The sequence below is a fragment of the Pontibacter mangrovi genome (assembly GCF_006385705.1).
GTDB lineage: Bacteria > Bacteroidota > Bacteroidia > Cytophagales > Hymenobacteraceae > Pontibacter > Pontibacter mangrovi.
The window spans coordinates 382,467-406,392 of sequence record NZ_VFRQ01000002.1; the positions used below are offsets into that span (position 1 = coordinate 382,467).

The following is a 23,926-nucleotide window of genomic DNA, read 5'->3' on the forward strand; positions in this document are numbered from 1 at the left end:
CACTTTTATTCCGCCGGTTGGCCGGCCATTGCCTGGATTTGCTCCAGCTCCGCCTGCAGGGCCTGCAACACTTGCTGCACTTGCGGGTATACTTGTGTTACCGCCTGCTGCAGCGCAGCCTCGTCGTGCTGGTTAGTGTGCAGCACCTGCTCTAACTGTTGCAAATGCGGCACTACCGTGTGCGCTTTCAGGTGCCGGAAGCCCGTCAGCATTTTATGGGCCATATTGCCGGCCTTGCTCCAGTCCTGCTCATCTGCGGCATCCTGTAGTTGCCGCAGGTTTAGCTCCTGGTCTTGCACCAGCACCTCCAGCACGTCAGCCAACACTTGATGGTCGTCTCCGGTAAAAAGGCGCATCTCACTTAGATCATACAGTTTTTCTTCCGTCATAACTGGCGTTTCGGCTTTTTCTGCACCGGCATCCTCTTTCGCCGGCACCCGTGCGACGGATGCCGCTTCTATTACATCCGATGGTAGCGCCTCTACCAGCCGCTGGTGCAGCTCCTGCTCTGTAAACGGCTTCAGCAAATGACCGGTAATGGCGGTGTTGCTGAAAAATCCGGGGTCGTTGCTCAGGATGTTGGCAGTAAGGGCGATGATCGGCACCTGTTTATCTATCTTGCGGATGTTGCGGGCCACGGTTTTGCCGCTCATACCCGGCAACTGAATATCCGTCAGCACAATATCAAAGGAATGCTGGTGCACCTGCTCCAGCGCCTCCTGCCCGTCGTTTGCCAGGTATACCTGCATACCCCATCGGCTCAGGATCAGGTGGCAAAGCGTGCGGCTGTAGGCATCGTCATCCACTACCAGCGCTTTAAGCCCTGTAAAGACGGCTGCCACTGGCACCGCCTCGGTCGGCGGCGCAGGCACCTCCTCTTTAGACACCTGCATGGGCAGCACAATCGTAAAGGTAGTGCCCACCTGATGCTCGCTGCTTACCGTTAGCGTGCCGCCTTGCATTTCAACCAGCTTTTTACTGATCGAGAGCCCGAGCCCGGTGCCGCCATACTTGCGCAGAATAGAGTCATCGGCCTGGTTAAACTCCCCGAACACATGCTGCAGACGCTCCTGCGGTATACCAATGCCTGTGTCGGCCACCGCAATGCGCAGCACCACACGGCTGCGGCGCAGGTTACGCAGGCACACATCCACCTGCACCTGCCCCTGGTGCGTAAACTTGATGGCATTGTCCACCAGGTTAAACAGCACCTGCTTCAGCCGTAGGGCATCGGCGCAAAGCGCGTCAGGTATAGCCTCATCCACACGGTAACTAAACCTGATGCTCTTGCTGGAGGCTTTCAGGGCAAAGGCATGCTCTACCTGCCGCAGCAGCTGCCGCAGGCTAAAGGTGGAGCGGTTTATCTGTAGTTTGCCAGCCTCCATTTTAGACAGGTCCAGCACGTCGTTAACGATATGGAGCAGGTGCTGCCCGGCTCCGTCTATGGCCTCCAGGTGCTCATCCTGCTGCGGCTGCAACGGGGTGTGGCGCAGCTGCTGCGTAAAGCCCAGCACCACATTCAGCGGGGTGCGCATCTCGTGGCTCATGTTGGCCACGAAGGCCTCTTTGGCGCGCGCCAGTTTTACCGCTTCTTTCTGCGCCTGTATCAGCCTGGATCTATAGTTATTGCTGCGCGTGATGTCGCGGAGAATGATCAGGATAAAGGCTATGCCCAGCCCCAGGCCCGCTATGCCGATAACCAGCATGATGGTGGAGGTCTCCTGGGCCACCTGCCGTGCCTCGGCAGAGTTGCGTTGGGTCTGCTCCTGCTCATGGCGCTCCATCTCATGCATCATCGCCCGCACCTGGTCCATGATCTGCTTGTCCTGCTGCAACAGCGCCAGCTCTTTGGCCTCCAGCCGCTGGGCCTGCGCATCGGCCTCGCGCTGCACGTTGTTCAGGATGCGGCGCACCTGGTTTAAAGGAGCCACGGGCACAGCCGCGGCGCTTGTGTCAATCTCCACTTCCTGCTCTACGTGCAGCTGCGGCACAATTACTTTTGGCGGCGGCGGAAGCTCTTTCTGCGGCTTCTCTTTTTTAGAGAACAGCTTGCCGAAGAAGCCCCGCTTATCTTCTTTCTCCTCTTCTGCCGGGGGCTGGGTCTGCTGGGGCAGCATAGAGTCGTTGGTGCCGTTCAGGTCGAGGCGGTCGGAGATGGTGGTAGTGGTGCGTTGCCTGATGGTGGTGGAAAGCGGCTTCTGTTTAGCTGTAGAGGCAATTTGCCGCAGGGCTTTGCCGGAGTAAGTATGCTCTTTCTGCTGTTTCTTTAGCGCCACGTACAGTTCCAGGCTCTTCTGCTTCTCCTGCAGCAGCTTCGACACCGAGTCTACCTGTGCCAATTCTCTAGGGCTGTCCTGCATTAGAAACTCCAGCGAGTCTATTTGGCTCTGGATGGTGTCGAGGTGGCTCAGGTAGGCCTTGAAGTGCTTTTCGTTTGTGGTAAGGGTATAGGCACGGATGGCGCTTTCGGCGGTGGCGATGGTGGAGAGCGTCTGCTGCAGCTCCACCAGTTTATCGTTGGGCTGCGATAGCACCTCCACGGAGGCCAGCAGCTTGGTAAAGCTGGTATAGGTAAGGTAGATGGCGGCCGCCACAATGCTTAAGGCAAGCATGAAACCCACCACCACCTTCGTCTTTATACTATCCCCGAATATCTTCATGTAGTCAATACAGTATCTTGTGCCCTGCCTGCAGGCGTGTGTTGCTCTTTATAACGCCAATACAACAGAAATGATTACAGAAGGGTGCCCTTACCCGAAAAACCGCCCATATTTGCCCTCCCTGGCTATTCCCGTAGCAGTTGTTCCATGTACTCCTGCGCCAGCCTGCCCCGCACCGCCTGCTGTGGCTGGGGCGTTTGGGCTGCCGGGGGCAACGCGGCTGTAAGCGCCCGCTCCACCGCCTGCAGGCAAGCGGCGCAAAGCTTTTTGCCGGCCTTCATTTCTGATATCAGTTGCCGCAGGTCTTGCAGGGTGCGCAGGTTTTTACCGGATGTGGCCAGCGCCTCCTGTGCCAGCTCCTGCCCCGCTTTCTCCAGAACAGCAGTGTCAGCTTTTTTATACTTGCCCGTCTGTTTATACGTTGCCAACCAGGCAAGCGCAGCACGCACCTGTGGCCACTTCTGGTGCTGTTCGATAGTATGGCGTTCGCTTAGCGGCGTAATTTTATTCAGCTCGCCCGTCAGGCGCAGCTCCGGCTCTTTTAGCGGCGGGGCCTCAAAGCCAGTTTTGGCCACATACGCTCGCTGCGACTGCTGCACGTCCTTCAGCATCCGCAGGGCCTTGTATTCGTATGGCAGGGCTTCTTTGGGCCTGAAAGTGCGCAGCCGCAGCTCCGCCTCCCACATCTGCGCCAGCGCCCCCTTTAACTTGGCTTTTATGGCCGGCTCAAACAGCGTAGCGGCCTCCTCCATGTCATGCTTGTGCAGGTAAGGGTCCAGCAAGGCTTCGGGGCTGCTCTGGCTCTCAAACTCCGGGTGGTCGTGCCCGTCGCCCTCGAAGTGCTGCGCCTCCTCATGCCCCTCTGCCCCTTCGGGTATGCCGCCTCCCGGACCGATGCCGCTCTCGAACTCCTCGCCCAAGAACTTGCCGTAGCGCAGGCGCAGCAGTTTCTGGTCCACGCCAATGCTGTTGGAGCGCTCCTCAAACTCGGCACGGGGTATACTTTTCTGCTCCTCCAGCAGTTTCTCAGTGTCAATGATGATCTGCCGCTGGCTGCGGAAGTACTCCGGCACCGGGTTCACGCCGGCGGTCATGGCAAAGTCTGCCTCTGCAATGGTGGTATCCTCGATCTGCACAAAGTATGTTTCGGAGCGGGTGTAGCCGCGGTGGTTGTCCCAAGCCTGCAGGTAAAAGTATAGTTCATCGCCAAAGCTCATGCCCAGCTGCTGCAGGTCCAGAGTTTGGTTGATGCGGTAGCTCCGGCTGTTGCCCCGCAGGTTCACTTTAATCTTCTCCTCCCGGAACGTCACGGCCTCGCCGCTGCCTTTGGCCACGGTGGCTACCATGTTGGCTTTCCGGATGCCGTAGTCGTCGGTGAGGCTGGCCTGTAGCGTTACCCGTTGCTGCTCGCCCAGCCGGATCTCCGTGTACTCTTCCGGCTTGCTTATTTGGATGAAAGGCGCTTCGTCGGGGATAATCTCCAGGGTATAAAAAGCGGATTTCTGCCCGTTCAGGCTGATGGTATAGAGGCCTGCTTCTGTAAAGCTGCGTGCGAAAGTATAAACTTCCCCATCTTGCTTAAACGCCTGTGGCTTCTGCTCGTTCAGCTGCAGCTGCAGTGCCGTTGTTTTGTTTGTGCGGATGCGCCAGGTAACGGTTGCCCCCTCTTCCACCCGCAGGTTCGGGCTCTCCGCTTTGTAGTTTTTTTTGCCCGTGTAGCGCGGCGGCGCAACGGTAATGTGTATACTTTTGATCTGCGCGGCGGTGTCTGCGCCTGCGGCAGTTGTATCCGGGAAGGCCAGTTTTATACTTTCTGCTTTAGAGGTAGCGAGCGGAGCCGCCGGCAAGTATAAAATGCCTGCAGTAAGCACCAGGGACAGTGCGAGCGCCACATACGTCGGTGCGCCTTTTATAGTATACACCTGCTCCGGAGGCAGCTCCTGAAGTATACTTGCCACTTTCTGCTGCTGCAGCCGCTGCAGCAGGTTCTGCGGCTCCTGCAGCAACAGCCCGGTGCTGTCCTCCAACTGCGGGTACTGCCGGTTCAGGTGGCGCGCTACCTGCCGCAGCTCAGTTCTCCGGACTCGCCTCCATTGCCAGGCAAAGTATAAAACTGCCCCCGAAAGTATAGCCGCTGCCACACCGGCCAGAAGCGGGAGCTCCAGGCGCCAGCGCCAAAGTATGGCCATGCCAACAAGTATAGCCGCCAAAGCCTGCAGCGCATACAGCCACAGCTTCGCCTGCACATACTGCCTGCGGATACGGCTCAGGGTCTGGATGCTTTGCTTTACGGCCATGGTTATACGTTGCTGCGCCTTCCGGCAATAAATCGCTCGATCAAAAATAGTATAGCTGCCGCCAATACCAGCCATCTCAGGAGCGGCTCCTGCCGTGCTTGCGGCACAGCGGCTGCCACCACAGCACTTTGTTTTTCAGGCATCAGCTGTTGCTCGTCCAGCGCCCGCACATCATACGCAGCGGCAACTTTTGGCTGAGGCAACAACAACGGCAGCAAAAGCTCCGGCAGTCTGCCGCGCTCCTTCATCCAGGCAAGGCTAACACTGTCTCTTAAAGTATAAATATTGCCTTTGCCTACCTGCTGCGCCTGCACCTCCGGGACAGTACTCGTACTTGCGTTTAGCCCCGAAGGTATTGCTCCCTGCGGTACCCACACCTGCAGCCCCTGCCGCACACGCTGTAGTATACTTGGAGGCAGCTCCTGCCGGTGCAGCCAGAACAGAAAATCGGTTTTAGGGGTATCGGGGCTGAGGACGATGGGAAAGCCGGTATACCTGCTGATGGCCTGCACTGCCGCCTGCACGTGCTTCGCCTGCTCTTGCTGCGCCTCCTCGGCTAAAATGCTTACCTGCAGCGGCGCTGCCTGCACGCTTACTTTACTGACATAGCCCTTGTAGCTGGCCTGCAGCGAGTCGTTGTGCCGCTGCAGCCGCAGCCGCTGGTTGTGGGGCAGCGCTATACTTTGCGCTGATGCCGGTATAGGGTGTTTGCTATAAATGATAGCCTGGCGGGTGCTTTGGCCAAGTATAAGCATCAGGCTATCCGGAGAAGTATGCACAGCGGCTTGCAGCCAGTAAGCGGTGCCCTCGGTGGCAACCGGTATCCAACGGATGTTTTCGGGAATGGTCTTGGGGCGGGCGCCGGCAAAGTAACGGGCTTGGTCGGAGGTGAAGAGCCACACGCTGTCCTGCGGATTTTTATACTTGCCAGCCAGCAGCGGCAGCAGTGCCCAATAGTTTTGCGTGGTGCGCAGAGTGCTGTCGGTGGTGCGGCGGCTGATCTGCTGCCACGCCTCCTGCGGCACCTGCGCCAGGCCTGGGGTATACTTGCGCAAGGTATAACCCCGCTGCAACAGCGAGTCGATGGTTGGCTGGATGAGCTTTAAGGCGGACTTATAAAGCAACTCTTCGCCCACCACTATAGCCTTTGCGCCACGTTGCTCCTGCGCCTGATGCTCCCACACCGGCTGCGCCAGCGCCACAGCCAGAAGTATAAGTATGAGGCAGCGCAGCACCAGCAGCCAGAAGTTGTTCAGCTTTATACTGCTCCAGCGGCTACTCGCCGACGCCTCCAGCCAGCGCAGGCTGCCCACCTTCACCGTCTTCCCCTGCCGCTTGTTCCACAGGTGAATGGCAATCGGAATAAGTATAGCCGACGCTGCAAAAAGGAAGTATGGCGCTGTTAAAGTCAATTATGAGTTAGAAATTAAAGATTAGAAATTGTTCTCATGTCGATTAACCCACCCCTGCCCCTCCGAGGAGGGGAATTGGGGACGATTGTCATCCCCCTACCCCCTTCAAAAGGGGACAATCATGCACGGGCATTCCCCTCCTCGGAGGGGTTAGGGGTGGGTTCTTCATATTCCATTCACTCAATCACTCGTTCGCTCATTCAAAATTATCCGTAAAGCAGCCGTTTCTGCAGGAAAGCCCGCAGCGCCTTATCCAGCGGTTCATCGGTTACAAACCGGTCGTAAGCGATGTGGCGGTGGCGCATGTCTTTTTCTGTGTTTTGCAGCCACTCCTGCTGTTTGGCTAAGTAGGCTTGCTTTTGCGCGGCGCTGTTTACCTGTAGCGTTTGCCCGGTCTCCAGGTCCTCGAAGGTGAGGGTGCCGGTGTAGGTAAAGTCGAGTTCGTTGCGGCTCATCAGGTGAGCCAGCAGCAGCTCGTGTCCCTGCGCGCCGAGCTTGTACAGCAGGTCCTTTATCTCGTGCTCGTGCTCATACAGATCAGATAATAAAACAGTAAGCTCTTTCTGCCGCCTGTCGGCAAACAGGTTGGCGGCTACCTCCATGCCCGGAAACTTCCCCTGTGGCTTTACCTCCGCCAGCTGGTGCCAGAAACGCTGCAGGTGCATGTTGTCGGAGCGGGGCGTCAGGTTGATGAGCTGGTTCTCGTGCAGCACGTACAGCCCCACCGCATCGCCCTGCGTGGTAGCCAGGTAAGCCAGCGACGCCACCATAAACCGCGCATATTCCATTTTGCTGATGCCGTTCACGTCCTCATGTGCCATCGAAGCGCTGCCATCCAGTATAAACCTCACCGTAATGTTGGTGTCTACCTCGGCCTCGCGGATGTAATAGCGGTCGGAGCGGGCAAACATCTTCCAGTCGAGTTGGCGCAGATCGTCGCCGGGCTGGTAGCTGCGGTACTGGCTAAACTCCAGCCCCGCCCCACGCCGCAGACTCTGGTTCTGCCCCGCCAAAAAGCCTTCCACCACCGTTTTAGCCAATAGCGGCAGGTCTTTTATGGTAGCCAGTACCTTCGGGTCGATGAATTTGTGGGTTGTCAAATATTATAAGTTATAATTAATGCTATTGGACGAGTTTAGCTTCCTTTTCTAAAGGTATATACTTCCTTCCCTACTGGAACTTTCCTAACTGTATCAAAGTAAGTGCGTAATTCTTCCATGATATCAATTATGCATTCAATTGAATTTTCTATTATCCAGAGAGTCACTTGATTGATATTAGCATCTGAGTTTTCAACTTGTTTGAATTCCCTAAAATGCTTCTTTAGAGAAGAGGGAGCAGATATGTGTATTATGTATTTGCTTTCAACGGGATAGTACTTCAGACCATCTGAAACAAAATCATCATTATAGTGTATCAATTCAGCCCTATATTCACCTAATACAAATACCCATTTTTTATCTAGCTCAACTAACAATTTAGCTAAGGATGTTTCCTTAAAATTGTTTGTGCCACGAGCTGTTCTGATAAGTTGTGTCCAAAGTAGTTTTTTCTTTTGCTTGTTAGTTTCAATGATGTACTTTATCAGACAACTGGTGTAATCAAATAATGAAAGAGTATTAAAAACAATACTATCAAACAAGAAGTCCTGCTTGATAGCAATTTGTGGTGTTACTAAGGGAGATATTATTTCATTTGTGATAATTTCCTCATCACTTACATTTATTGATGCAAGCAAATCATAATGGTAAAAGATATTTTCAAGTCTTAGTGTGATACTGTTCCTAAGTTCAATAAAATCATCATTAGAATAAGTGCCTGAGATTTTATTCGCATAATCAAACACTAATGAAACTAACAAATTCTGCAGAGTCTTTCTCTTTTTTTCTAATCTCAAAACCACATTTGCGTGATTGGAAAAGTTAGCTTTATCAAACTTATGCATCTTGCTTTTTCGAATTAATGTACAATTACTTACACTAAACTCTGCCTCAGCTTCAAATCAATCAGTTCCGCCTCGATAGCGCTCTCATCCAAAATAATATCCACGCCGCCAACTAACTCCTCACGCACTTTCAGCATATACTTTCGGGAGTCGGTGTAGAGCACGATGGCAGCGTCGTAGTGGATGGTTTCGTCGAACTCCTGGTTCCAGTCCTGGTATACTTCCAGCATCAGTACCTGCGACGACAGCACTTTTATCTCCGAGAATTGTCCCGACTGCAGCAGCTTTTCGCAGCGGAGTGGCATTTTGCTTTCTTCGATGGCAAACTCGTAGTAAGTGGTACTCGATCCGGGTGTAAGTTTATAGTCGGCGCTGATGTTGATGAAGGTCAGGTCGCCGCGGTTGGTTTTAAGGCCAAGCGCAAACTCCGGAGCCCAGTACAGCACTTTGTCGCCGGTTGCTTCTACTTTTACTCTGTCTGTAAAGAAGTAACAGATTCTCTCCCCCACGATCTTCCTGAGGAGCTGTGTGCCCGTCTCCGTCAGTTTTACAGTTGCTGTCTCTTCCATCTGTTTTTGCTTTTGGTTTGCTACAACAAGCGAGTCTGGAGACTCGCTTTCACCCTACGTCACGGGTTAGATACCCGCGCCAGGCATTTTAATTCCCCTCCTTAGACAAGGAGGGGCAGGGGTGGTTTGATATTTTACACCAGCACCGCCTTTGGCAACTTTATATTTTGCAGCAGCTCATCTACAACTTTATCCGGCGTGATATGCTCTGCTTCGGCGGCAAAGTTAACCAGCACGCGATGGCGCAGCACGGGGTAGGCCATCGTTTTGATATCATCCACCGTTACAGCAAAGCGACCGTTTAGCAAAGCTTTGGCTTTAGAGGTAAGTATAAGTGCCTGCCCTGCTCTTGGGCCTGCGCCCCAGCGGCAATACTGTTTCACAAAATCGATAGGAGTACTGTCGGGGCGGGTGGCACGAACGAGTTGGTTGACAAAGCCCAGAAGTTCGTCACTTATACTTACCTCGCGTACCAGTTGCCGCAGTAGCATCACCTCCTCACCGCTAAGTATGGGCTGCACCTGTGCCTGCCGTGTGCCGGTGGTGCTGGAAAGTATGTTTAGCTCCTCCTGCTCGGTGGGGTATTTTATTTTGATGTAGAGCAGGAATCGGTCGAGCTGCGCTTCGGGTAGCGGGTAGGTACCGGCCTGCTCTATCGGGTTTTGGGTGGCCAGCAGAAAGAAAGGCTTCGGCAGGAAGTATGTTTTTCCGGCATAGGTTACCTCGTGCTCCTGCATCGCCTCCAGCAGGGCGGCCTGCGTTTTGGGTGGCGTGCGGTTTATCTCGTCGGCCAACACGATGTTCGAGAAGATCGGCCCCTCGTTGAATTTGAAAAAGCGCTTGCCCGTGGCATGGTCCTCCTCCAGCACCTCTGTACCCAGTATATCTGTCGGCATCAGGTCCGGGGTGAACTGGATTCTCCTAAAACCTAGGTCCATGGCGTTGCTCAGGGTGCGTACGAGCAGCGTTTTGGCAAGGCCCGGCACGCCTTCCAGCAAACCATGCCCGCCGGCCATCATGGTGATCAGCACCTCGTCCAGCACCTCCTCCTGGCCCACAATTACTTTTTGTATTTCCTGCTTTAGCTGTGGCAGCTTGCTTAGCAGGTGGTGTATATCTTTTTCAGTCATTTTATACTTTATGATGACTTTGGTAGTATCTATGTTAGACGCTCGCAGGAGCTGCGCACGCTGCGAGGTCTGTAGTTTTAACTCGTTAGCGCATACATGATGATGTTCACACCGAACTTGGTATTATCCTCGGCCAGCCAGCGTTTGTTTCTAAACTCATAGTCCCACTCGCAGCCGTAGTCTTTATTGCTGTAGAGCACCGCTATGCGTCCGTTTACCTCTATCGCTTTCAGGTAGTCGTGCACCAGGTCATCGCCCCAGCCATTTAGCTCAAAACTGGTGGTAGGAGGGCCCTCCTCAAACGTGAAGAAGCTGCGGTAGAGCTTGTGATTGTTCGGGATTTTCTTCAGCGCCCCTGCCCCAAAAATCTGCCGCATCTGCTCCTCAAACGACTTGGCAAAAAGCCCGTCAATGTCGTGGTTGCAGTCGTCTACAAACACAAAGCCGCCGTTCTGCACATAGGTCTCGAAATTCTGCCGCTCCTTCTGGTTAAACTGCACCAGCTTATGCCCGCTCAGGTAGCTGAAGGGGTACTTGAACAGCTCCGCACTCTCCAGCGAGACCACCTTCTCCTGCTCGTTTACCGGCACCGTGGTGTACTGGATAAGCGAGTGCAGCAAATTGCTCGGCATACGCGGGTCGGTATCCCAGTTGCCGGAGCGGTATTGCAGGCGCACAAAGGTGAAGGGTTGCACAGGTTAGTTAAAATTTATGAGTAACTTCTTGATAAGATTAACCCACCCCTAGCCCCTCCTAAGGAGGGGAATTGGAAACGATTATTATCCCCCTGCCCCTTTAAAGGGAACAATCATACACGAGAGTTGCCCTCCTGTTTTTAGGAGGGGTTAGGGGTGGTGAAAACGCTCCTGCTCCTCGGAGGGGCTAGAGGCGGGTTTCGTTATTTTAACATGAATGCCGCACGCAGCGCTGCTGCATACGGCATCCGAAGTATAAATCAGCAACTACACCGCATCCGAAAGGCTCGTGAACGTGAAGTCGCGGACCTTCATGGGCGGCACGAGGCTGCCGCTGATGCGCTGAGGCTTGCCCAGGGCCTCCAGGTTGTTGAGCATGATCACTGGGCTTTCGTTAAAGCGGAAGTTCTTCACCGGGTACATGATCTTGCCGTTCTCAATATAAAAAGTGCCGTCGCGGGTAAGGCCGGTGTAGAGCAGCGTTTGCGGGTCTACGGTGCGGATGTACCACAGGCGCGTTACCAGGATGCCGCGCTTGGTGCTCTTGATCATGTCTTCCAGCGACTGGTTACCGCCTTCCATGATCATGTTGCCTGGCGGCGGCACGGAGACAGCCCCTTTGTTGGATGCCCAGAAGCGGCTATTGTAGAGGTTCTTCACCACGCCTTTATCTATCCAGGTGATCTTTTTCTGCGGCCGGCCATCGCCTGCAAACGGCGCTGCAGGCACCTCCGGATGGGCCGGGTCGGAATAAACAGTAATGCGCTCATCCACCAGCTTTTCGCCCATCTTTGTCTTTCCGCCGGCCTTGCTCAGGAAACTGCGGCCTTCTTCGGCATTCCGCTGGTCCATGTTGTAGAACATGTTCTGCAGCAGATCTATTGAGGCGGCCGGCTCCAGGATAACCGTATACTTGCCGGGCTCCAGGGCACGGGCGTTGCGCGAGTTGGCGGCCTTTTCAGCGGCTATCTGCGAGGCTTTGCCCGTGTCCAACTTGCTCACATCCGAGTAGTCCTGCGTTACATAACCCGAGCCGGTGCCATCCTCGGTACGCATGGTCACGGAGAAATCCACCACGGTAGACGGATGGTAGGCAAACAGGCCTTTGTTGTTCATCTTGGCCGTAAACCGCGTGTAGTGCTCCAGAAAGCCGGCGGCTGTTAAGCCCTTCTCGGTAGCGGCTTTTATACTTTTGGCTGCTGCATCGGCCCTATAGGCAGGGTCTATCTTAGCCGTGGAGTCGAAGTGGGCTTTGGTAGTGATGTATTCCTGCGGCCCCAGCAGCTCCACATACTCCGGGCTTTCGGGCGCCAGGCGCGCGATCTCCTCCGAGCGGCGGATCACCTTCTCCAGCGAGGCATCGTCGAACTCGTTGATGGTGGCAACGCCCGAGCGCTTGCCAAACCGCGACTCCACCGACATGGACGTGTTCTCTTCTGCGCCGCTCGTGGATACCTCGTTGCGGGCATAGCGGATGTTGCCGCCGTTGTTGCCGCTGAGCGTAATCTCACACTCATCGGCTTTCGAAAATCCCAGCGCCTTCTTCAGTATCGCCTGAGCTTCTTCTTTACTTAATATTGCCATTTTTGATGTCTTCTAAAATTGAAACCAATTGCTGTATCAGTTCTGAGTCTTGAGTTCTGAGTCACGAGTTGTTTTCGCTGAGGATGCTGTTGAAAGCATCTGGTTTTATGTACTCTGAATCTTTAAGCAGCCGCAGCCAATAGCTTGTTTCTCTTGCCTCTTTCAGGGCTATACTTAACTTGTGTCTGAAATCAGCCTTGCTTTGACCGCCCAGGGCTTCTTCCACATTGGCTCCTATTGAGGTGCCGCTTCTTAAAACCTGCTTTGCCTGCACAAACTCACGCTGCTCTCGCGTCAGATGTTTATAAAGCTTGATAATGCGCAGCGCAAAGTTGTAGGACTTGGTAGCAACTATACTTTCAGCCATCGTTCAAAGTATAACTCAGGACGCAGAATTCAGAACTCGAGACTCGCGCTAAATCTTGCGCGCTGTGTTGATCACGTTCACGCCGTTGAAGCGGGTATGGGCAGAGCCGTGCGATACCGCGCTGATCTGGCTCGGCTGGCCTTTTCCGTCGAAGAACGAGCCGAACAGGCGGTAATCGCTCTCGTCGCAGGAGCCGGCACAGGAGTTCCAGAATTCCTGCGTGTTGCTCTGGTAGGCCACATCCTCCAGCGGCCCCACAATTTTACCGTTCTTGATCTCGTAGAACACGGTGCCGCCAAACTGGAAGTTGTAGCGCTGCTGATCGATGGAGTAGGAGCCGCGACCGGCGATGTAGATGCCTTTATCCACACCACTTATCAACTCATCCACATTTTTCTTTTCCTTGCCCGGCGCCAACGACACGTTCGGCATGCGCTGGAACTGCACCGAGCTCCAGCTGTCGGCGTAGCAGCAGCCATGCGACTCCGGCTCGTTGATGATGTGCGCCTGGTCGCGGATTGCCTGGTAGTTCACCAGCACGCCGTCCTTAATCAGATCCCACTTCTTGGTTTTCACACCCTCGTCGTCCCAGCCTACCAGGCCAAGCGATCCTTTCTGGGTTTTATCGGCAAAGATGCTCACCTTATCAGAGCCATACTTAAAGTTCTTGGATTTCCACTTGTCCAGCGTGGCGAAGGAGGTGCCGGCGTAGTTGGCCTCGTAGCCCAGCACGCGGTCCAGCTCCAGCGGGTGGCCCACCGACTCGTGGATGGTGAGGCCCAGGTGGTTGGGATCCAGCACCAAATCATACTTACCTGCCATTACCGATTTTGCCGTCAGTTTCTCGCGTGCCTGCTTGGCGGCCAGGGCGGCGTCCTCCAGCATGTCGTAGGCATAGCGGTAGCCGGTCAAGCCGGTGCCCTCCGGTCCTTTTATCTTTTCGGATGCCTTCGGGATCATGTACTCGTAGCCCATTCCCATTGGCGCACTCAGGGCCTCACGCGTTTTATACTTCCCGGATGCTTTGTCTACAGCCGTTACGGTAAAGTTTGGCCAGATGCGGTGGATGTCCTGGTCGATGTAGGAGCCGTCGGTAGAGGCAAAGTATTTCTGTTCGTTTACCTGAAACAGGGCTGAGTTCACGAAATTGGCACCGTTGCTCATGGCTGCCGCGTTGGCCGCTAACAGCAGATCGGCTTTCTCGCCAACCGGCACTTCAAAAGCGTTCTTTTCGATTGGCGTTCTCCAGCTAACTTCGCCATAGCCTTTTACAGGAGCCAGCTGCACCGGCTCCTTCTGCAGCCTGGCATTTGCTTTGGCAATGGCCACGGCCTGTTCTGCGGCATTGGCTACGCCTTTGTCCGTTACATCAGAGGTAGCTGCAAAGCCCCAGGTGCCGTTGGCCAGCACCCGCACGCCCACGCCAAACGACTCCGCGTTCACGATGTTCTGCACCTGCTTCTCGCGGGTAAAAATGTACTGCTGCAGGTAACGGCCTATGCGCACATCGGCGTAAGAGGCTCCTTTGGATTTGGCGGTGTTCAGGGCCACGTCGGCCAGCCGCTTCTTCAGGGCAGGGTCTACCTGCTCCAGCGCCCGCTCCGGCGAGATAATGTCGCCAAACACAGGAACGGACGGAAGCATCAGGCCCCCAAAGCCCAGCGCCGATAGCTCAAGAAAGTTTCTTCGTTTCAAGGTGTAGGTTTTTAGGTATGGTTGAGTATTTACTTTTGCTATCTAAGTATAGCGATTATACCGCTCATCTCAAAGCCATACGACCGCAGTAAAGCCTAACCCGCTGTTTTACCGGATAAACCTGCCCTTCAGCACGACCAACCCAAACGCCCGGAAACAACAAAAGCGCAAGGCCTGGTGGCTTTGCGCTTTTGTTTATACTATAAAGTAAGTAAAGGTTATGTTCCTTCCGGCGGTTATCTTATACTTAGCAACATGCCCGTGTCTATGCCATCGGCCATCTTGTTAGCGGCATAAGACGGCACATCGAAGGAGAAGCCTACGGCCGAGGCCAGCTCAGCTTTAGAGTCCAGCACTTCGATTTTTACATGCCCAATGCCCTTGCTGTGGAAATCGAGCTTTTGGGCAGCTGCCTCCGATACATCAATGATGCGGTCGCCCACGAACGGGCCTCTGTCGTTGATGCGCAGGATAACCCACTGGTTGTTGTCGAGGTTGGTTACCTTAACCTTCGTGCCGAAAGGAAGGGTTTTGTGCGCGGCTGTCATGGCGTTTTTGTTGTAGCGCTCGCCGCTGCTGGTTTTTCTGCCGTGGTAACGGCTACCGTACCACGATGCGTCGCCCTGCTGTACTTTGGCTGGGCCCGCGTTGTTGTTTTGTGCAAAAGTTGGTTGGCTGATGCCGACAAATAGAAAAATGACTAATGAAAAAATGAAGCACTTTCTATTGTTTATCATAACTAAAATAGTTGGTGAAGCCGCAAAATTACGGAATTAGTTTGTAAACGGAGCCTTTTGCGCCATTATTGCGCCTGGGGTGTAGGGGGATATGGGCAGGAGGGGTAAATCAACCTTGTGCCAGATAATGCAGAAATCGCCTTTTAAAGTACGTATGGCTATATTTTCATGGGAGATAGGTATAGAAAATAAGCTATAAAAAATAAATAAAAAAAAATTGTCTGGCAAGTCGGGGCGGGAGCATTTTGAGACCTATTTTGCCAAAAATTACTTTCGCGGCCCTGGCTGTTCCTGCTTGTTTTGCCGTGGCTCGTATAGTAACTTAAAGTATAAAACTATGGATTTTGGAAAGCTGCCCGACATCAGCCGCGTAGACTTTACGCTGCCCCCGAACCACCCCGACACGCTGCCGCTCCTGCAAAGCTCCGGCAGCTACCTGAAGCCGCAGGTATACGTGGGCCTTCCGGTGTGGGTAAATAAGGCATGGGTAGGGAAGTACTACCCGGCCGGCATGCCTGAAAAAGAGTCGCTGCTGTGGTACGGCAAACAGTTTAACACCATTGAGCTTAACAGCACGCACTACCACATCCCCAGCCCCGACACCATCGACCGCTGGCGAAACATGGTGCCGCGCGGCTTTAAGTTCTGCCCCAAGTTCCCGCAGCTCATCAGCCACGAGGCCGCCCTGCGCAGCACCCAGGATGTGACCGCCGCTTTCTGCGCGTCCATTGCCGGCCTGGAGGACAAGCTGGGAGAAACGTTTCTGCAGCTGCCGCCATACTTTGCCCCGCCGCAGCTACCCGACCTGGAGGCGTTTCTGCAGTTTATCCCTGAGAGTATACCCCTTAACGTGGAGCTGCGCCACGAAGCTTGGTTTACAGATAATGTAGCCAGCCTGGAGCTTTTTGAGGTGCTGGAGAAGTATAAGGCAGGCACCGTGCTAACCGATGTGGCTGGTCGCCGGGATGTGCTGCACATGCGCCTGACAACACCCTCGGCCATGGTCCGGTTTGTGGGCAACGGCCTGCACCCGACAGACTACACCCGCATCGATGCCTGGGTAGAGCGCCTGAAAGAGTGGTTTGACAACGGGCTGCGGCAGCTATACTTTTTCGTGCACGAGCCCGACAACACGCTGGCCCCGGAACTGGCTACTTACCTGATAGAGCGGCTAAACAAAGTATGCGGTTTTGATTTAAAGCTGCCCAAGAAGTATGCGCTGCCGGTGCAGGGGGAATTGTTTTAAGCCATTCCTTGGTGGGTAAGCAATCTAGCCCAACCCAGCTTTATCCTACAACAGGAGAGGGAGCTTTCTCGAGCACCTAGTCCAACCACCCCTGCCCCTCCTTGGCTAAGGAGGGGAGTCTGTAGTTACTGTTGCTGAAGCATAAGTTTCATAGCTGCCGGTATCGCGTGGACAGGTCGCTGCCTGTCCCTACAGATGTAAACCCACCCCTTAGAGCTACGCTCGCTACCTTCGAACTCCCGTTCTCGGTAGTCCAGAGGAGGGGAATTCCGCATGTGTCATCATCCCCCTGCCCCCTTCGAAGGGGGACATGGTTCAAGTTGCATAGCAAAAGCAGTGGCTATCGAACCTGATCCCAGTCCTTGGGTGGGGGTAGGGGCCCTCGACAAGAGCGCCTTGTGAGATCCGGTGCCGCTGTGGCGGCATGCCGAGCGATAGCGAAGCAAGAAGGGAACACAGCGCGATGCCCAAGGACGAGGCCTCCCGACCTTGAAGGGCACCAAAGCCAGAGATGAAACAAGCATATTTTAAGACTGAGGATGAAAGCTAGCTAGAAAGGACAACTTAGCGCCAGTTGCAGAAAGCGGAGGCTATAGAGGCACAAGCGGACGCTTGCGCCAGGGAAGCTTTACCAGAAAAGCGCCAACAAAAAAGCGGCTGACCTATAAGGCCAGCCGCTTCTGCTTATACAACAACTATACTTTATAGTTTAAACGTATCGTCGCTCAGGTTCTTGTTCACCTCTATGCTCTGCACCTCCGCTTTAATGGTCTGCGGGCCAACCACCGTCTCAGTTACATGCGGAAACTTCACGCCGTTCACCTCTTTGTAATTGCTGTAGGTTTTGGTTTGGGTGATAACGCCCTGCGGTGTCTCCAGGTTGTTTACCTCTTTCAGCAGCAGGCCGGTGTTTTTCGCAAAGTATAGCGTGGCTTTCTGGCCGTTTGGTCGGGTCGTTTCAACGGCGTAGGCGGCTGTTCCGTCCACATCCTCCATGCCTGCCAGCTTGGTTTTGATACCCAGCTTGTCGTACTGCAGGGCCGGGAACAGGTTTGCCTCCAGCTTCTGCGCTTGCAGGTCCTCTCCGGAAACTTCTTTGTTTACACCCTGCATCGGGGCCTCAATCTTGCCTTTGTCCCCGTTGATCGTTACACGCTGCATCGGGTTGTTGTTCATCAGCACCTGCACCAGAAACTTGTCGTTGCCCTTCTGCTGCTGCTTAAACACCAGCGTCATGCCTTGTATAGTGGCGTTGCTTGTAACGCTGATGTCTTTCAGGCTTTCCACTTTTTCCTTGCCTCCGATGGCCTTGAAATAGCTGTTGATTACCTGCTCTGCTGTTAAGCCTGCCGGAACGCCCATCGCTTTGCGATCCACTTTCTCGCCCATCGCGTTGTAGTAGGTGATCTGGCTGTCGTCTTTGTCGAACTTCTTCAACTTGTCAGAGATTTCGGAGGCGTTGCCCACCGCCAGCACATACATTTTTTCCGGCGCCACATACTTCTGTGCCACGCGCTGCACGTCCTCGGCCGTTACGGCCTCTACTTTCTTCAGGTAGTTCGGGTAGTAGTCTTCTGGCAAGCCGTAGCGCGCCGTGTTAATGGCGTATACCGCCACCGTAGCCGGGTTCTCCAGGCCGCGGCCGAAGCTGCCCATAACATAGGCCTTGGCATCGCGAAGCTCTTCGTCGCTCACGCGCTCGCTGCGTATCTTGTCCAGCTCGCTCATAAACTCCGCCACGGCACTGTCGGTAACGGCGTTGCGCACATTGGCGCTGGCGCTAAAGCTTCCCAGTATTTCATCAGAGTCTATGGAGGAGTAAGCACCGTACGTATAGCCGTGCGTTTCGCGCAGGTTCTGGAACAGGCGCGAGTCCATGCCTCCGCCCAGGATGTTGTTCATCAGCGAGGCAGCCACGGCATCCTCAGCACCAGGCTTCAGGGCGGCAGGGTTGGTTAGCACCAGCGAGCTCTGCACAGCGCTCGGGCGATCCACGATCACCACCTGCGTCTGCTCCGGCTGCTGCGGCAGGTCATACTTCACGTCCTGCACGTCGCCTTTCTTCCACTTGCCCAACGACTTCTTCAGGAGCTTTTTCACTTCCTTCTCCGTCACGTCGCCTACCACGGCCAGGTACCCGATGTTGGGCTTGTAATAGGTGTTGTAGTAATTCTGGATGTCCTGCAGCGTGAAGTTGTCTACCGTCTGCTCGGTCATCAGCTCCCCGTACGGGTGGTTTTTGCCGTACAGTACCATGTTGCTGGTGCGGCTGGCAATGGCGTCGGGGTTATCCTTGGCTTGCGCCAGGCCAGCCTTCATCTGCTTTTTAATCTTGTCCAGCTCCTCCTGCGTGAACTTCGGGTTCAGCAGGGCGTCGGTGGTGAGCTCCAGCAGCGTGGGCAGGTGCTTTTTCATGGACGAGGCGCTGAAACCAGTGGAAGAGAAGCCCAGGTCGGCCCCAATGAAGTCAACCTGCTCGTCGAACTGGTCTTTGGTGCGGTTGGTGGTGCCGGTGCGCATCATTTGCCCGGCAGCCTGTACGTAACCAGCCTTGTCGCCTTCCAGAATCGGGTCGCGGTCCAGCACCAGCGACATAGACACGACCGGCAGCTTATGGTTTTCCACCACGTATACTTTCAGGCCGTTTTTCAGGGTGAAGTGCTGATACTCGCCCAGCTCAATTTTAGGCGCGGGGCCCGGTGGCGGAGGCGTGGTTTGCTGCGCCTGCGCCGGCATCACGCACATAAGTGCCAGTGCCAGCAGTGCAGAACTATATAGTTTCTTTATCATGATTGCTTTTTTGTAAGACACAAGTATAAAGATGCCAGACACAAGGCTTTTTTGATCTGCGTCCGATCTTGGGCCAAACATCTAATGTCTAAAATCTAATATCTATTTAGGTTGAGCTGACTTTGGCAGGTAGTGCAGCACCACGCGGTTGTCTTTCGTCAGGTACTCCTTTGCCACGCGCTGAATATCTTCCTTCGTCACGTTCAGGTAGCGCTGCAGCTCTGTGTTGATCAAATTAGCATCGCCAAAGTATACATAGTAATTTGCCAGGCTCTCGGCACGGCCCGCCACGGTGCGGTTCTGCTGCACAAAGTTGCTCTCTACCTGGTTGCGCAGCTTCTGGAACTCACGGTCCGACAGCGGCTCTGTTTTCACGCGCTCAATCTCGGCGTCCATGGCTTGCTCCAGGTCATCCACCTCCACGCCCATGTTGGCAATGGCAAAGGTCAGGAACAGGCCCGGGTCTTCGGTAGGGAAGGGGATGGAGGCGGCGGCCACGGCTTTCTGCTGCTTGTCTACCAGCGCTTTTGGTAGGCGCGCACTCTCGCCGCCGCTCAGCAGCGTCGTCAGCATCGACAGGGCATAATAGTCGTCGGTGCCCTGGGCCGGAATGTGGTAGGCCTCGATCACGGCTGGCAGCTGAATGTTGTCGTACACTGTTTTGCGGCGCTCCTCGGTCTGCTTCGGCTCCTCCACGTCGGGGCGCGGAATCGCTTTGGTGCCTTTCGGGATCGGGGCGAAGTACTCCTCGATCATTTTTTTGGTGTCTTCTATGTTGATGTCACCGGCCACGGAAAGGGTGGCGTTGTTTGGCACGTAGAAGGTCTTGTAGAAGTCGCGGAACTCTTCGATGCTGGCTGCGTTCAAATCCTCGAAAGAGCCGATCGGCATTGTTTTGTACGGATGCGTGGTATAAGCTGTAGAGAACACGTTCTCGCCCATAGAGCCATACGGCTGGTTATCGATGCGCTCGCGCTTCTCCTCCTGCACCACTTTGCGCTGCGTCTCCACGCCTACCTCGTCAACTTTGGCGTGCTTCATGCGCTCGGCCTCCAACCACAGCCCCAGCTCCACCTGGTTAGAGGGCAGCAGCTCGTAATAGTAAGTGCGGTCGAAAGAAGTGTTGGCGTTCAGGGCGCCACCGGCTTTCTGCACCAGCGAGCTGTACTCGCCGCGGCCGATGTTCTCGGTGCCCTCAAACATCAGGTGCTCAAAGAAGTGGGCAAAGCCAGAGCGGCCTTCCACCTCGTTTTTAGAGCCTACATGGTACAGCACCGATACCGCCACGTTTGGCGTGGAATTATCCTGGTGCAGGATCACGTGCAGGCCGTTCGGGAGGGTGTACTCCGTAAACTCAATCTTGTTGCCCTTGGTTTGCGCCATTGCCGACAGGCAGGTGACGCACCACAGAAGGCATACGATAAACTTGCTTTTCATGTGTTTTTGTTTGTTAGAAAAAGGGTTTGTAGGGCCGCGGCCCCGCTGCTGTAGCTGTGCTACAATGTCTAAAATTAATTCAAAAGCCGCTAAGAAACGAATTTGCCAACGCGGCGAAGGGCCGCATTATACAGATAAGAGAGGGACAAAGATGAACTCAGCGTTTTTATAGACGAATAGGAGCAGGGCTTACTGCTTATCCTGTACAAGCCAGAAAATACTTTTTACGTTATTTTGCCAACGCGGCAGGCGCATTACCAGCACCAGTTCCTCCAGCTCTCCTAGTATGGCCACCGCCATGGCCAGGTAAAAAAGCCAGTCTATAAACCCGAACAGGAACAGGCTGAAGTAAAAGATGCCCAGGAGTATGAAGGAGGCTTTATCAAGGTAAGTATGGAAGCTGCTGGGCTTGCCGTAGCGCAGCAAAGAGGCACCCAACTCCAGCAAGTACAAACCCACCAGCACACTCAGCAGCACAACCTGCGACTCTAAGAAATCAGCTTTAAAAATAAAGAGACTGGCCAGCATGAACGGCACCGTGAGCAGGTCGCCGTAGGTATCGAGCTTGGCCCCGCGTATACTTTCCTGGCGCTGCCAGCGGGCCAGCATGCCGTCCGCAGCGTCGGTGGCCAGGCTGAGGGCAAGCAGCGCCAGAAACTGTGCTTGCTGCCGGTTTAACAGCGTGTACAGCAGCAGCGGCACAGCCAACAGCCGGTACGCAGAGAGCCAATCCTGGGGCCTGTAAGCCTTGAAGTTGAACAGCGACTGAGACATACATCAGATGTTAGACTTTCTCTCATACGCTGCTGCGCTTTAAAAGTATAAATCAGTACATCCTTGGCAACTCGATTCCCTTTATTTTACGGTACAGCCCCAGCGCGGCCTGGTCGGTGAGGCTGGTCACGAAGTCGCAGATGTGGAGGATGCGCTCGTAATCGGTGGCCGTGTCCGGCAAATCCAGGTAGTGCGGCGGAATGAGCGCCCCCAGCTTGCGGTGGTGCCTGGACTCCGGCCTGAACACGGCTTTTATCCCGGCGTCCAGCAGGCCGCTCAGCACCTCAAAACCGGCAGCCTCAATCTCCAGCACCGGGCGGTTTTGGTAGATCAGCTTTATCGACAGGTCTTTGATCTTATCCAGCACCGGCTTGCAGCTTACCTCGTTTATCAGCGGCTTGTCGTAAGTGCCGGCCAGGATCTCCTCCTCATGCTGCAGGAAAATAGCGGTGGTTTCCTCTATTAGCTTGCCGATGATGCGGGCGCGCAGGTAGCCAATCTCCTCTTTCCAGTCATAAAAAGTGAGGCTGGATTTGCGGTTCGGGTCGTCGTTGAGGATCTGGCGGAGCAAATCCATCCCTTGCTCCTGCGGCACCAGCCCCAGTTTCAGGCCGTCCTCAAAATCGATGATGCGGTAGCAGATGTCGTCGGCGGCCTCTACCAGGAACGCCAGCGGGTGACGGTGGTAAAACACCTCCCCGTGCTGCCCCTTCTGCAGCAGCCCCAGCTCCTGCGCAATGGTGTTGAACCAGGCCTTCTCCGTCTGGAAAAAGCCATACTTCTTTTCGCTGGTGTTTTTGGTGCCGGCTATCTTGGGCAGCGACTCCTTGGGGTATTTGGTGAAGGTGGCCAGCGTGGTATAGGTCAGGCTGAGGCCGCCGGGCAGGTTGCAGTGCGCCGGGTATGTATAGGTCAGCACCCGAAAGCCGGCGGCGTTGCCCTCGTAGCTGTACAGGTCAGCCTTTTCGGCCGCTGTCAGGTTTTGCAAGTATGGCTGCGCCTCGTCGCTCTGGAAATAGGCCGAGATAGCGTCTTCGCCGGAGTGGCCGAAAGGTGGGTTGCCGATGTCGTGGGCCAGGCAGGCGGCGGCCACCACATCCCCGAAATCAGCCTCCTGTATGTTCTTCTCCTGCGCCAGCCGCGGGTACCGCTCCAGTATGCTTTTGCCCACGATGCGCCCCAGCGAGCGCCCCACCACCGAGGCCTCCAGGCTGTGGGTGAGGCGGGTGTGCACGAAATCGCTCTCCGGCATGGGCATCACCTGCGTCTTGTTCTGCAGCCTCCTAAAGGCCGAGGAGAACACGATGCGGTCGTAGTCGCGCTGAAATTCGCCGCGCACCGACTCATCCGAAGTATACTTTTTGTCAGCGCTTTCGAAACGTTTTTTCGAGATTAGTTTGTCCCAGGTGGTAGCGTAGGTCATAGAAACGTAAGGGTGAAAAGCTTAGCTCATCATGATACTGATACCGACGGTAGCAAGCATCAGCACTGCCACAGATATCAGGTACACAAAGCTAATGGGGATTAGCATGAAAAAAGTACGCAGGTACGACTGTTTGTACACGCGGTGCAGGGCAAAGAACAGGTAGATAAGCGCGACCCAGAATGTCCATTCATCTACATCAAATTTTCTGTAGAAATACTCCACGGCCAGCCCCAGGATCACCGCGATAAAAAAGAAAGTATGGAAATGGATGGAGAACATGAGGTGCTCCACATAGTTGCGGCGCTGTTTGCGGTAAAAAAGGTACAGGATAAGCCCAAAGAAGGGCATCAGCACAAACATCATAAATGAGACGTTCTTCAGGAGCTTCTGCTTCGAGTGCTCCTCGTCTTTGGTGAACTTCGCGAATTTAGCCATGAGCTCTTTCCGAAACCCCTCCTGTTCATTACCCGGCAAGAGCTGCGTGGCCGCTGCAGTCGCCAGGGAGTCCGCTGACCGGATTTCGGATACTGACCTCAAAGAGTCTGCCGTGCGGATACCGGCAGCGATGGTGGGGTCCACTTCCTCCAGCTTCTTTTGCGCCTCCTCCTCCGTAGCGACGGTTACGCTGCTATGAGACCGTAGGGCAAGCACTGTGAAGAAGATCAAGCTGACAAAGACGTACAGCCGGAACGGCGGCACGTAAGAGGCGCGCTGCCCCATGTTGAACTTCTCGGTGAGCAGCCCGGGCCTCGTGATCAGGTACTTTAGCGTGTGCCAGGCCTTGGTGTCGAAGTGTATGGTGCCCTCAAAGAACTCGGCGATCAGGTGCTTTACCGGCACGTTCAGGTCGTGGTTCTCCTGGCCGCAGTTGGGGCAGAAGTTGTTTACCTCCTCAAACGTATAGCCGCAGTTGGGGCACTGCGTAAACTTGCGTCTTTTCTTTTCCATAGCAGTTGTGGGCAGGTTTGCCTTTCCAAATATAGCTTTCTGTCTACAACAATGCCAGCATCATGGCAAACTGTGCCTTCTCCGGAAAAAATAATGGCATAACACCAGACACCGATGTTACAAACCGAGACTCAAAAGAAAGGTAAAAACGGCCTAGCTAAATCGCATTCGAAGGTTGCGCATCTGCAAAGGTGTCGGTTGGGCTGTTTTCTGA

Annotated in this window: 18 protein-coding genes; 1 reads left to right on the top strand and 17 read right to left on the bottom strand. The window is 54.6% G+C overall.

Annotated elements, in window-relative coordinates; genetic code table 11:
• Nucleotides 1-5: 5 nt before the first annotated feature.
• The 12 genes from FJM65_RS05270 to FJM65_RS05325 form a co-directional block, all read right to left on the bottom strand.
• Nucleotides 6-2,660: an ATP-binding protein gene (locus tag FJM65_RS05270; RefSeq protein WP_140620152.1), complete on the bottom strand. Its 2,655-nt coding sequence runs from the start codon at nt 2,658-2,660 to the stop codon at nt 6-8.
• 125 nt (nt 2,661-2,785) lie between these two features.
• A complete protein-coding gene (locus FJM65_RS05275) occupies nt 2,786-4,957 on the bottom strand; it encodes a DUF4175 family protein (RefSeq protein ID WP_140620154.1) in 2,172 nt (723 codons plus the stop codon).
• 2 nt (nt 4,958-4,959) lie between these two features.
• Complete coding sequence (locus tag FJM65_RS05280) at nt 4,960-6,369, bottom strand: BatA domain-containing protein (protein ID WP_140620156.1); 1,410 nt, start codon at nt 6,367-6,369, stop codon at nt 4,960-4,962.
• Nucleotides 6,370-6,575: 206 nt separating this feature from the next.
• Nucleotides 6,576-7,469 carry a DUF58 domain-containing protein gene (locus FJM65_RS05285; protein ID WP_140620158.1) on the bottom strand — a complete coding sequence of 298 codons (894 nt, stop codon included), beginning with the start codon at nt 7,467-7,469 and terminating at the stop codon, nt 6,576-6,578.
• 35 nt (nt 7,470-7,504) lie between these two features.
• Nucleotides 7,505-8,314, bottom strand: coding sequence for a hypothetical protein (locus FJM65_RS05290; protein ID WP_140620161.1), 810 nt, complete (start codon nt 8,312-8,314; stop codon nt 7,505-7,507).
• Nucleotides 8,315-8,343: 29 nt separating this feature from the next.
• Nucleotides 8,344-8,883: a hypothetical protein gene (locus tag FJM65_RS05295; RefSeq protein WP_140620163.1), complete on the bottom strand. Its 540-nt coding sequence runs from the start codon at nt 8,881-8,883 to the stop codon at nt 8,344-8,346.
• A 134-nt stretch (nt 8,884-9,017) separates the two neighbouring features.
• Nucleotides 9,018-10,013 (bottom strand): AAA family ATPase, encoded by a 996-nt coding sequence (locus tag FJM65_RS05300; RefSeq protein WP_140620166.1) that lies wholly within the window; start codon nt 10,011-10,013, stop codon nt 9,018-9,020.
• 77 nt (nt 10,014-10,090) lie between these two features.
• A complete protein-coding gene (locus FJM65_RS05305; RefSeq protein ID WP_140620168.1) occupies nt 10,091-10,708 on the bottom strand; it encodes a DUF4159 domain-containing protein in 618 nt (205 codons plus the stop codon).
• 267 nt (nt 10,709-10,975) lie between these two features.
• Complete coding sequence (locus FJM65_RS05310; RefSeq protein ID WP_140620170.1) at nt 10,976-12,292, bottom strand: TldD/PmbA family protein; 1,317 nt, start codon at nt 12,290-12,292, stop codon at nt 10,976-10,978.
• Nucleotides 12,293-12,353: 61 nt separating this feature from the next.
• Nucleotides 12,354-12,659 (bottom strand): four helix bundle protein, encoded by a 306-nt coding sequence (locus tag FJM65_RS05315; RefSeq protein ID WP_140620172.1) that lies wholly within the window; start codon nt 12,657-12,659, stop codon nt 12,354-12,356.
• A gap of 48 nt (nt 12,660-12,707) precedes the next feature.
• Nucleotides 12,708-14,354 carry a TldD/PmbA family protein gene (locus FJM65_RS05320; RefSeq protein WP_140620174.1) on the bottom strand — a complete coding sequence of 549 codons (1,647 nt, stop codon included), beginning with the start codon at nt 14,352-14,354 and terminating at the stop codon, nt 12,708-12,710.
• Between the two features lie 236 nt (nt 14,355-14,590).
• Nucleotides 14,591-15,091, bottom strand: a complete 501-nt coding sequence (locus tag FJM65_RS05325) for a septal ring lytic transglycosylase RlpA family protein (RefSeq protein ID WP_140620177.1) — start codon at nt 15,089-15,091, stop codon at nt 14,591-14,593.
• A gap of 337 nt (nt 15,092-15,428) precedes the next feature.
• Between FJM65_RS05325 and FJM65_RS05330 the strand changes: the two genes are divergently transcribed.
• Nucleotides 15,429-16,337, top strand: a complete 909-nt coding sequence (locus FJM65_RS05330) for a DUF72 domain-containing protein (protein WP_140620179.1) — start codon at nt 15,429-15,431, stop codon at nt 16,335-16,337.
• A 702-nt stretch (nt 16,338-17,039) separates the two neighbouring features.
• Here the strand turns inward: FJM65_RS05330 and FJM65_RS05335 are convergent.
• The 5 genes from FJM65_RS05335 to FJM65_RS05355 all read right to left on the bottom strand — a co-directional run bounded on the left by FJM65_RS05335 (nt 17,040) and on the right by FJM65_RS05355 (nt 23,712).
• The gene (locus FJM65_RS05335) at nt 17,040-19,127 is read right to left on the bottom strand and encodes a M16 family metallopeptidase (RefSeq protein ID WP_140620181.1); all 2,088 of its coding nucleotides are present in this window, start codon (nt 19,125-19,127) and stop codon (nt 17,040-17,042) included.
• Between the two features lie 102 nt (nt 19,128-19,229).
• Nucleotides 19,230-20,564, bottom strand: coding sequence for a M16 family metallopeptidase (locus FJM65_RS05340; protein WP_140620183.1), 1,335 nt, complete (start codon nt 20,562-20,564; stop codon nt 19,230-19,232).
• Nucleotides 20,565-20,753: 189 nt separating this feature from the next.
• Nucleotides 20,754-21,338, bottom strand: coding sequence for a CDP-alcohol phosphatidyltransferase family protein (locus tag FJM65_RS05345; protein ID WP_140620185.1), 585 nt, complete (start codon nt 21,336-21,338; stop codon nt 20,754-20,756).
• A 52-nt stretch (nt 21,339-21,390) separates the two neighbouring features.
• Nucleotides 21,391-22,761: a dGTP triphosphohydrolase gene (gene dgt, locus FJM65_RS05350; RefSeq protein WP_140620187.1), complete on the bottom strand. Its 1,371-nt coding sequence runs from the start codon at nt 22,759-22,761 to the stop codon at nt 21,391-21,393.
• A 21-nt stretch (nt 22,762-22,782) separates the two neighbouring features.
• Nucleotides 22,783-23,712: a DUF3667 domain-containing protein gene (locus FJM65_RS05355; protein ID WP_140620189.1), complete on the bottom strand. Its 930-nt coding sequence runs from the start codon at nt 23,710-23,712 to the stop codon at nt 22,783-22,785.
• Nucleotides 23,713-23,926: the final 214 nt, after the last annotated feature.

Bases quoted from the DNA above. Each gene is read 5' to 3' on its own strand.
- FJM65_RS05270 (WP_140620152.1), bottom strand. From the start codon at position 2,660: ATGAAGATATTCGGGGATAGTATAAAGACGAAGGTGGTGGTGGGTTTC.
- FJM65_RS05275 (WP_140620154.1), bottom strand. From the start codon at position 4,957: ATGGCCGTAAAGCAAAGCATCCAGACCCTGAGCCGTATCCGCAGGCAG.
- FJM65_RS05290 (WP_140620161.1), bottom strand. From the start codon at position 8,314: ATGCATAAGTTTGATAAAGCTAACTTTTCCAATCACGCAAATGTGGTT.
- FJM65_RS05295 (WP_140620163.1), bottom strand. From the start codon at position 8,883: ATGGAAGAGACAGCAACTGTAAAACTGACGGAGACGGGCACACAGCTC.
- FJM65_RS05300 (WP_140620166.1), bottom strand. From the start codon at position 10,013: ATGACTGAAAAAGATATACACCACCTGCTAAGCAAGCTGCCACAGCTA.
- FJM65_RS05310 (WP_140620170.1), bottom strand. From the start codon at position 12,292: ATGGCAATATTAAGTAAAGAAGAAGCTCAGGCGATACTGAAGAAGGCG.
- FJM65_RS05315 (WP_140620172.1), bottom strand. From the start codon at position 12,659: ATGGCTGAAAGTATAGTTGCTACCAAGTCCTACAACTTTGCGCTGCGC.
- FJM65_RS05325 (WP_140620177.1), bottom strand. From the start codon at position 15,091: ATGATAAACAATAGAAAGTGCTTCATTTTTTCATTAGTCATTTTTCTA.
- FJM65_RS05330 (WP_140620179.1), top strand. From the start codon at position 15,429: ATGGATTTTGGAAAGCTGCCCGACATCAGCCGCGTAGACTTTACGCTG.
- FJM65_RS05335 (WP_140620181.1), bottom strand. From the start codon at position 19,127: ATGATAAAGAAACTATATAGTTCTGCACTGCTGGCACTGGCACTTATG.
- FJM65_RS05340 (WP_140620183.1), bottom strand. From the start codon at position 20,564: ATGAAAAGCAAGTTTATCGTATGCCTTCTGTGGTGCGTCACCTGCCTG.
- FJM65_RS05345 (WP_140620185.1), bottom strand. From the start codon at position 21,338: ATGTCTCAGTCGCTGTTCAACTTCAAGGCTTACAGGCCCCAGGATTGG.
- dgt (WP_140620187.1), bottom strand. From the start codon at position 22,761: ATGACCTACGCTACCACCTGGGACAAACTAATCTCGAAAAAACGTTTC.
- FJM65_RS05355 (WP_140620189.1), bottom strand. From the start codon at position 23,712: ATGGAAAAGAAAAGACGCAAGTTTACGCAGTGCCCCAACTGCGGCTAT.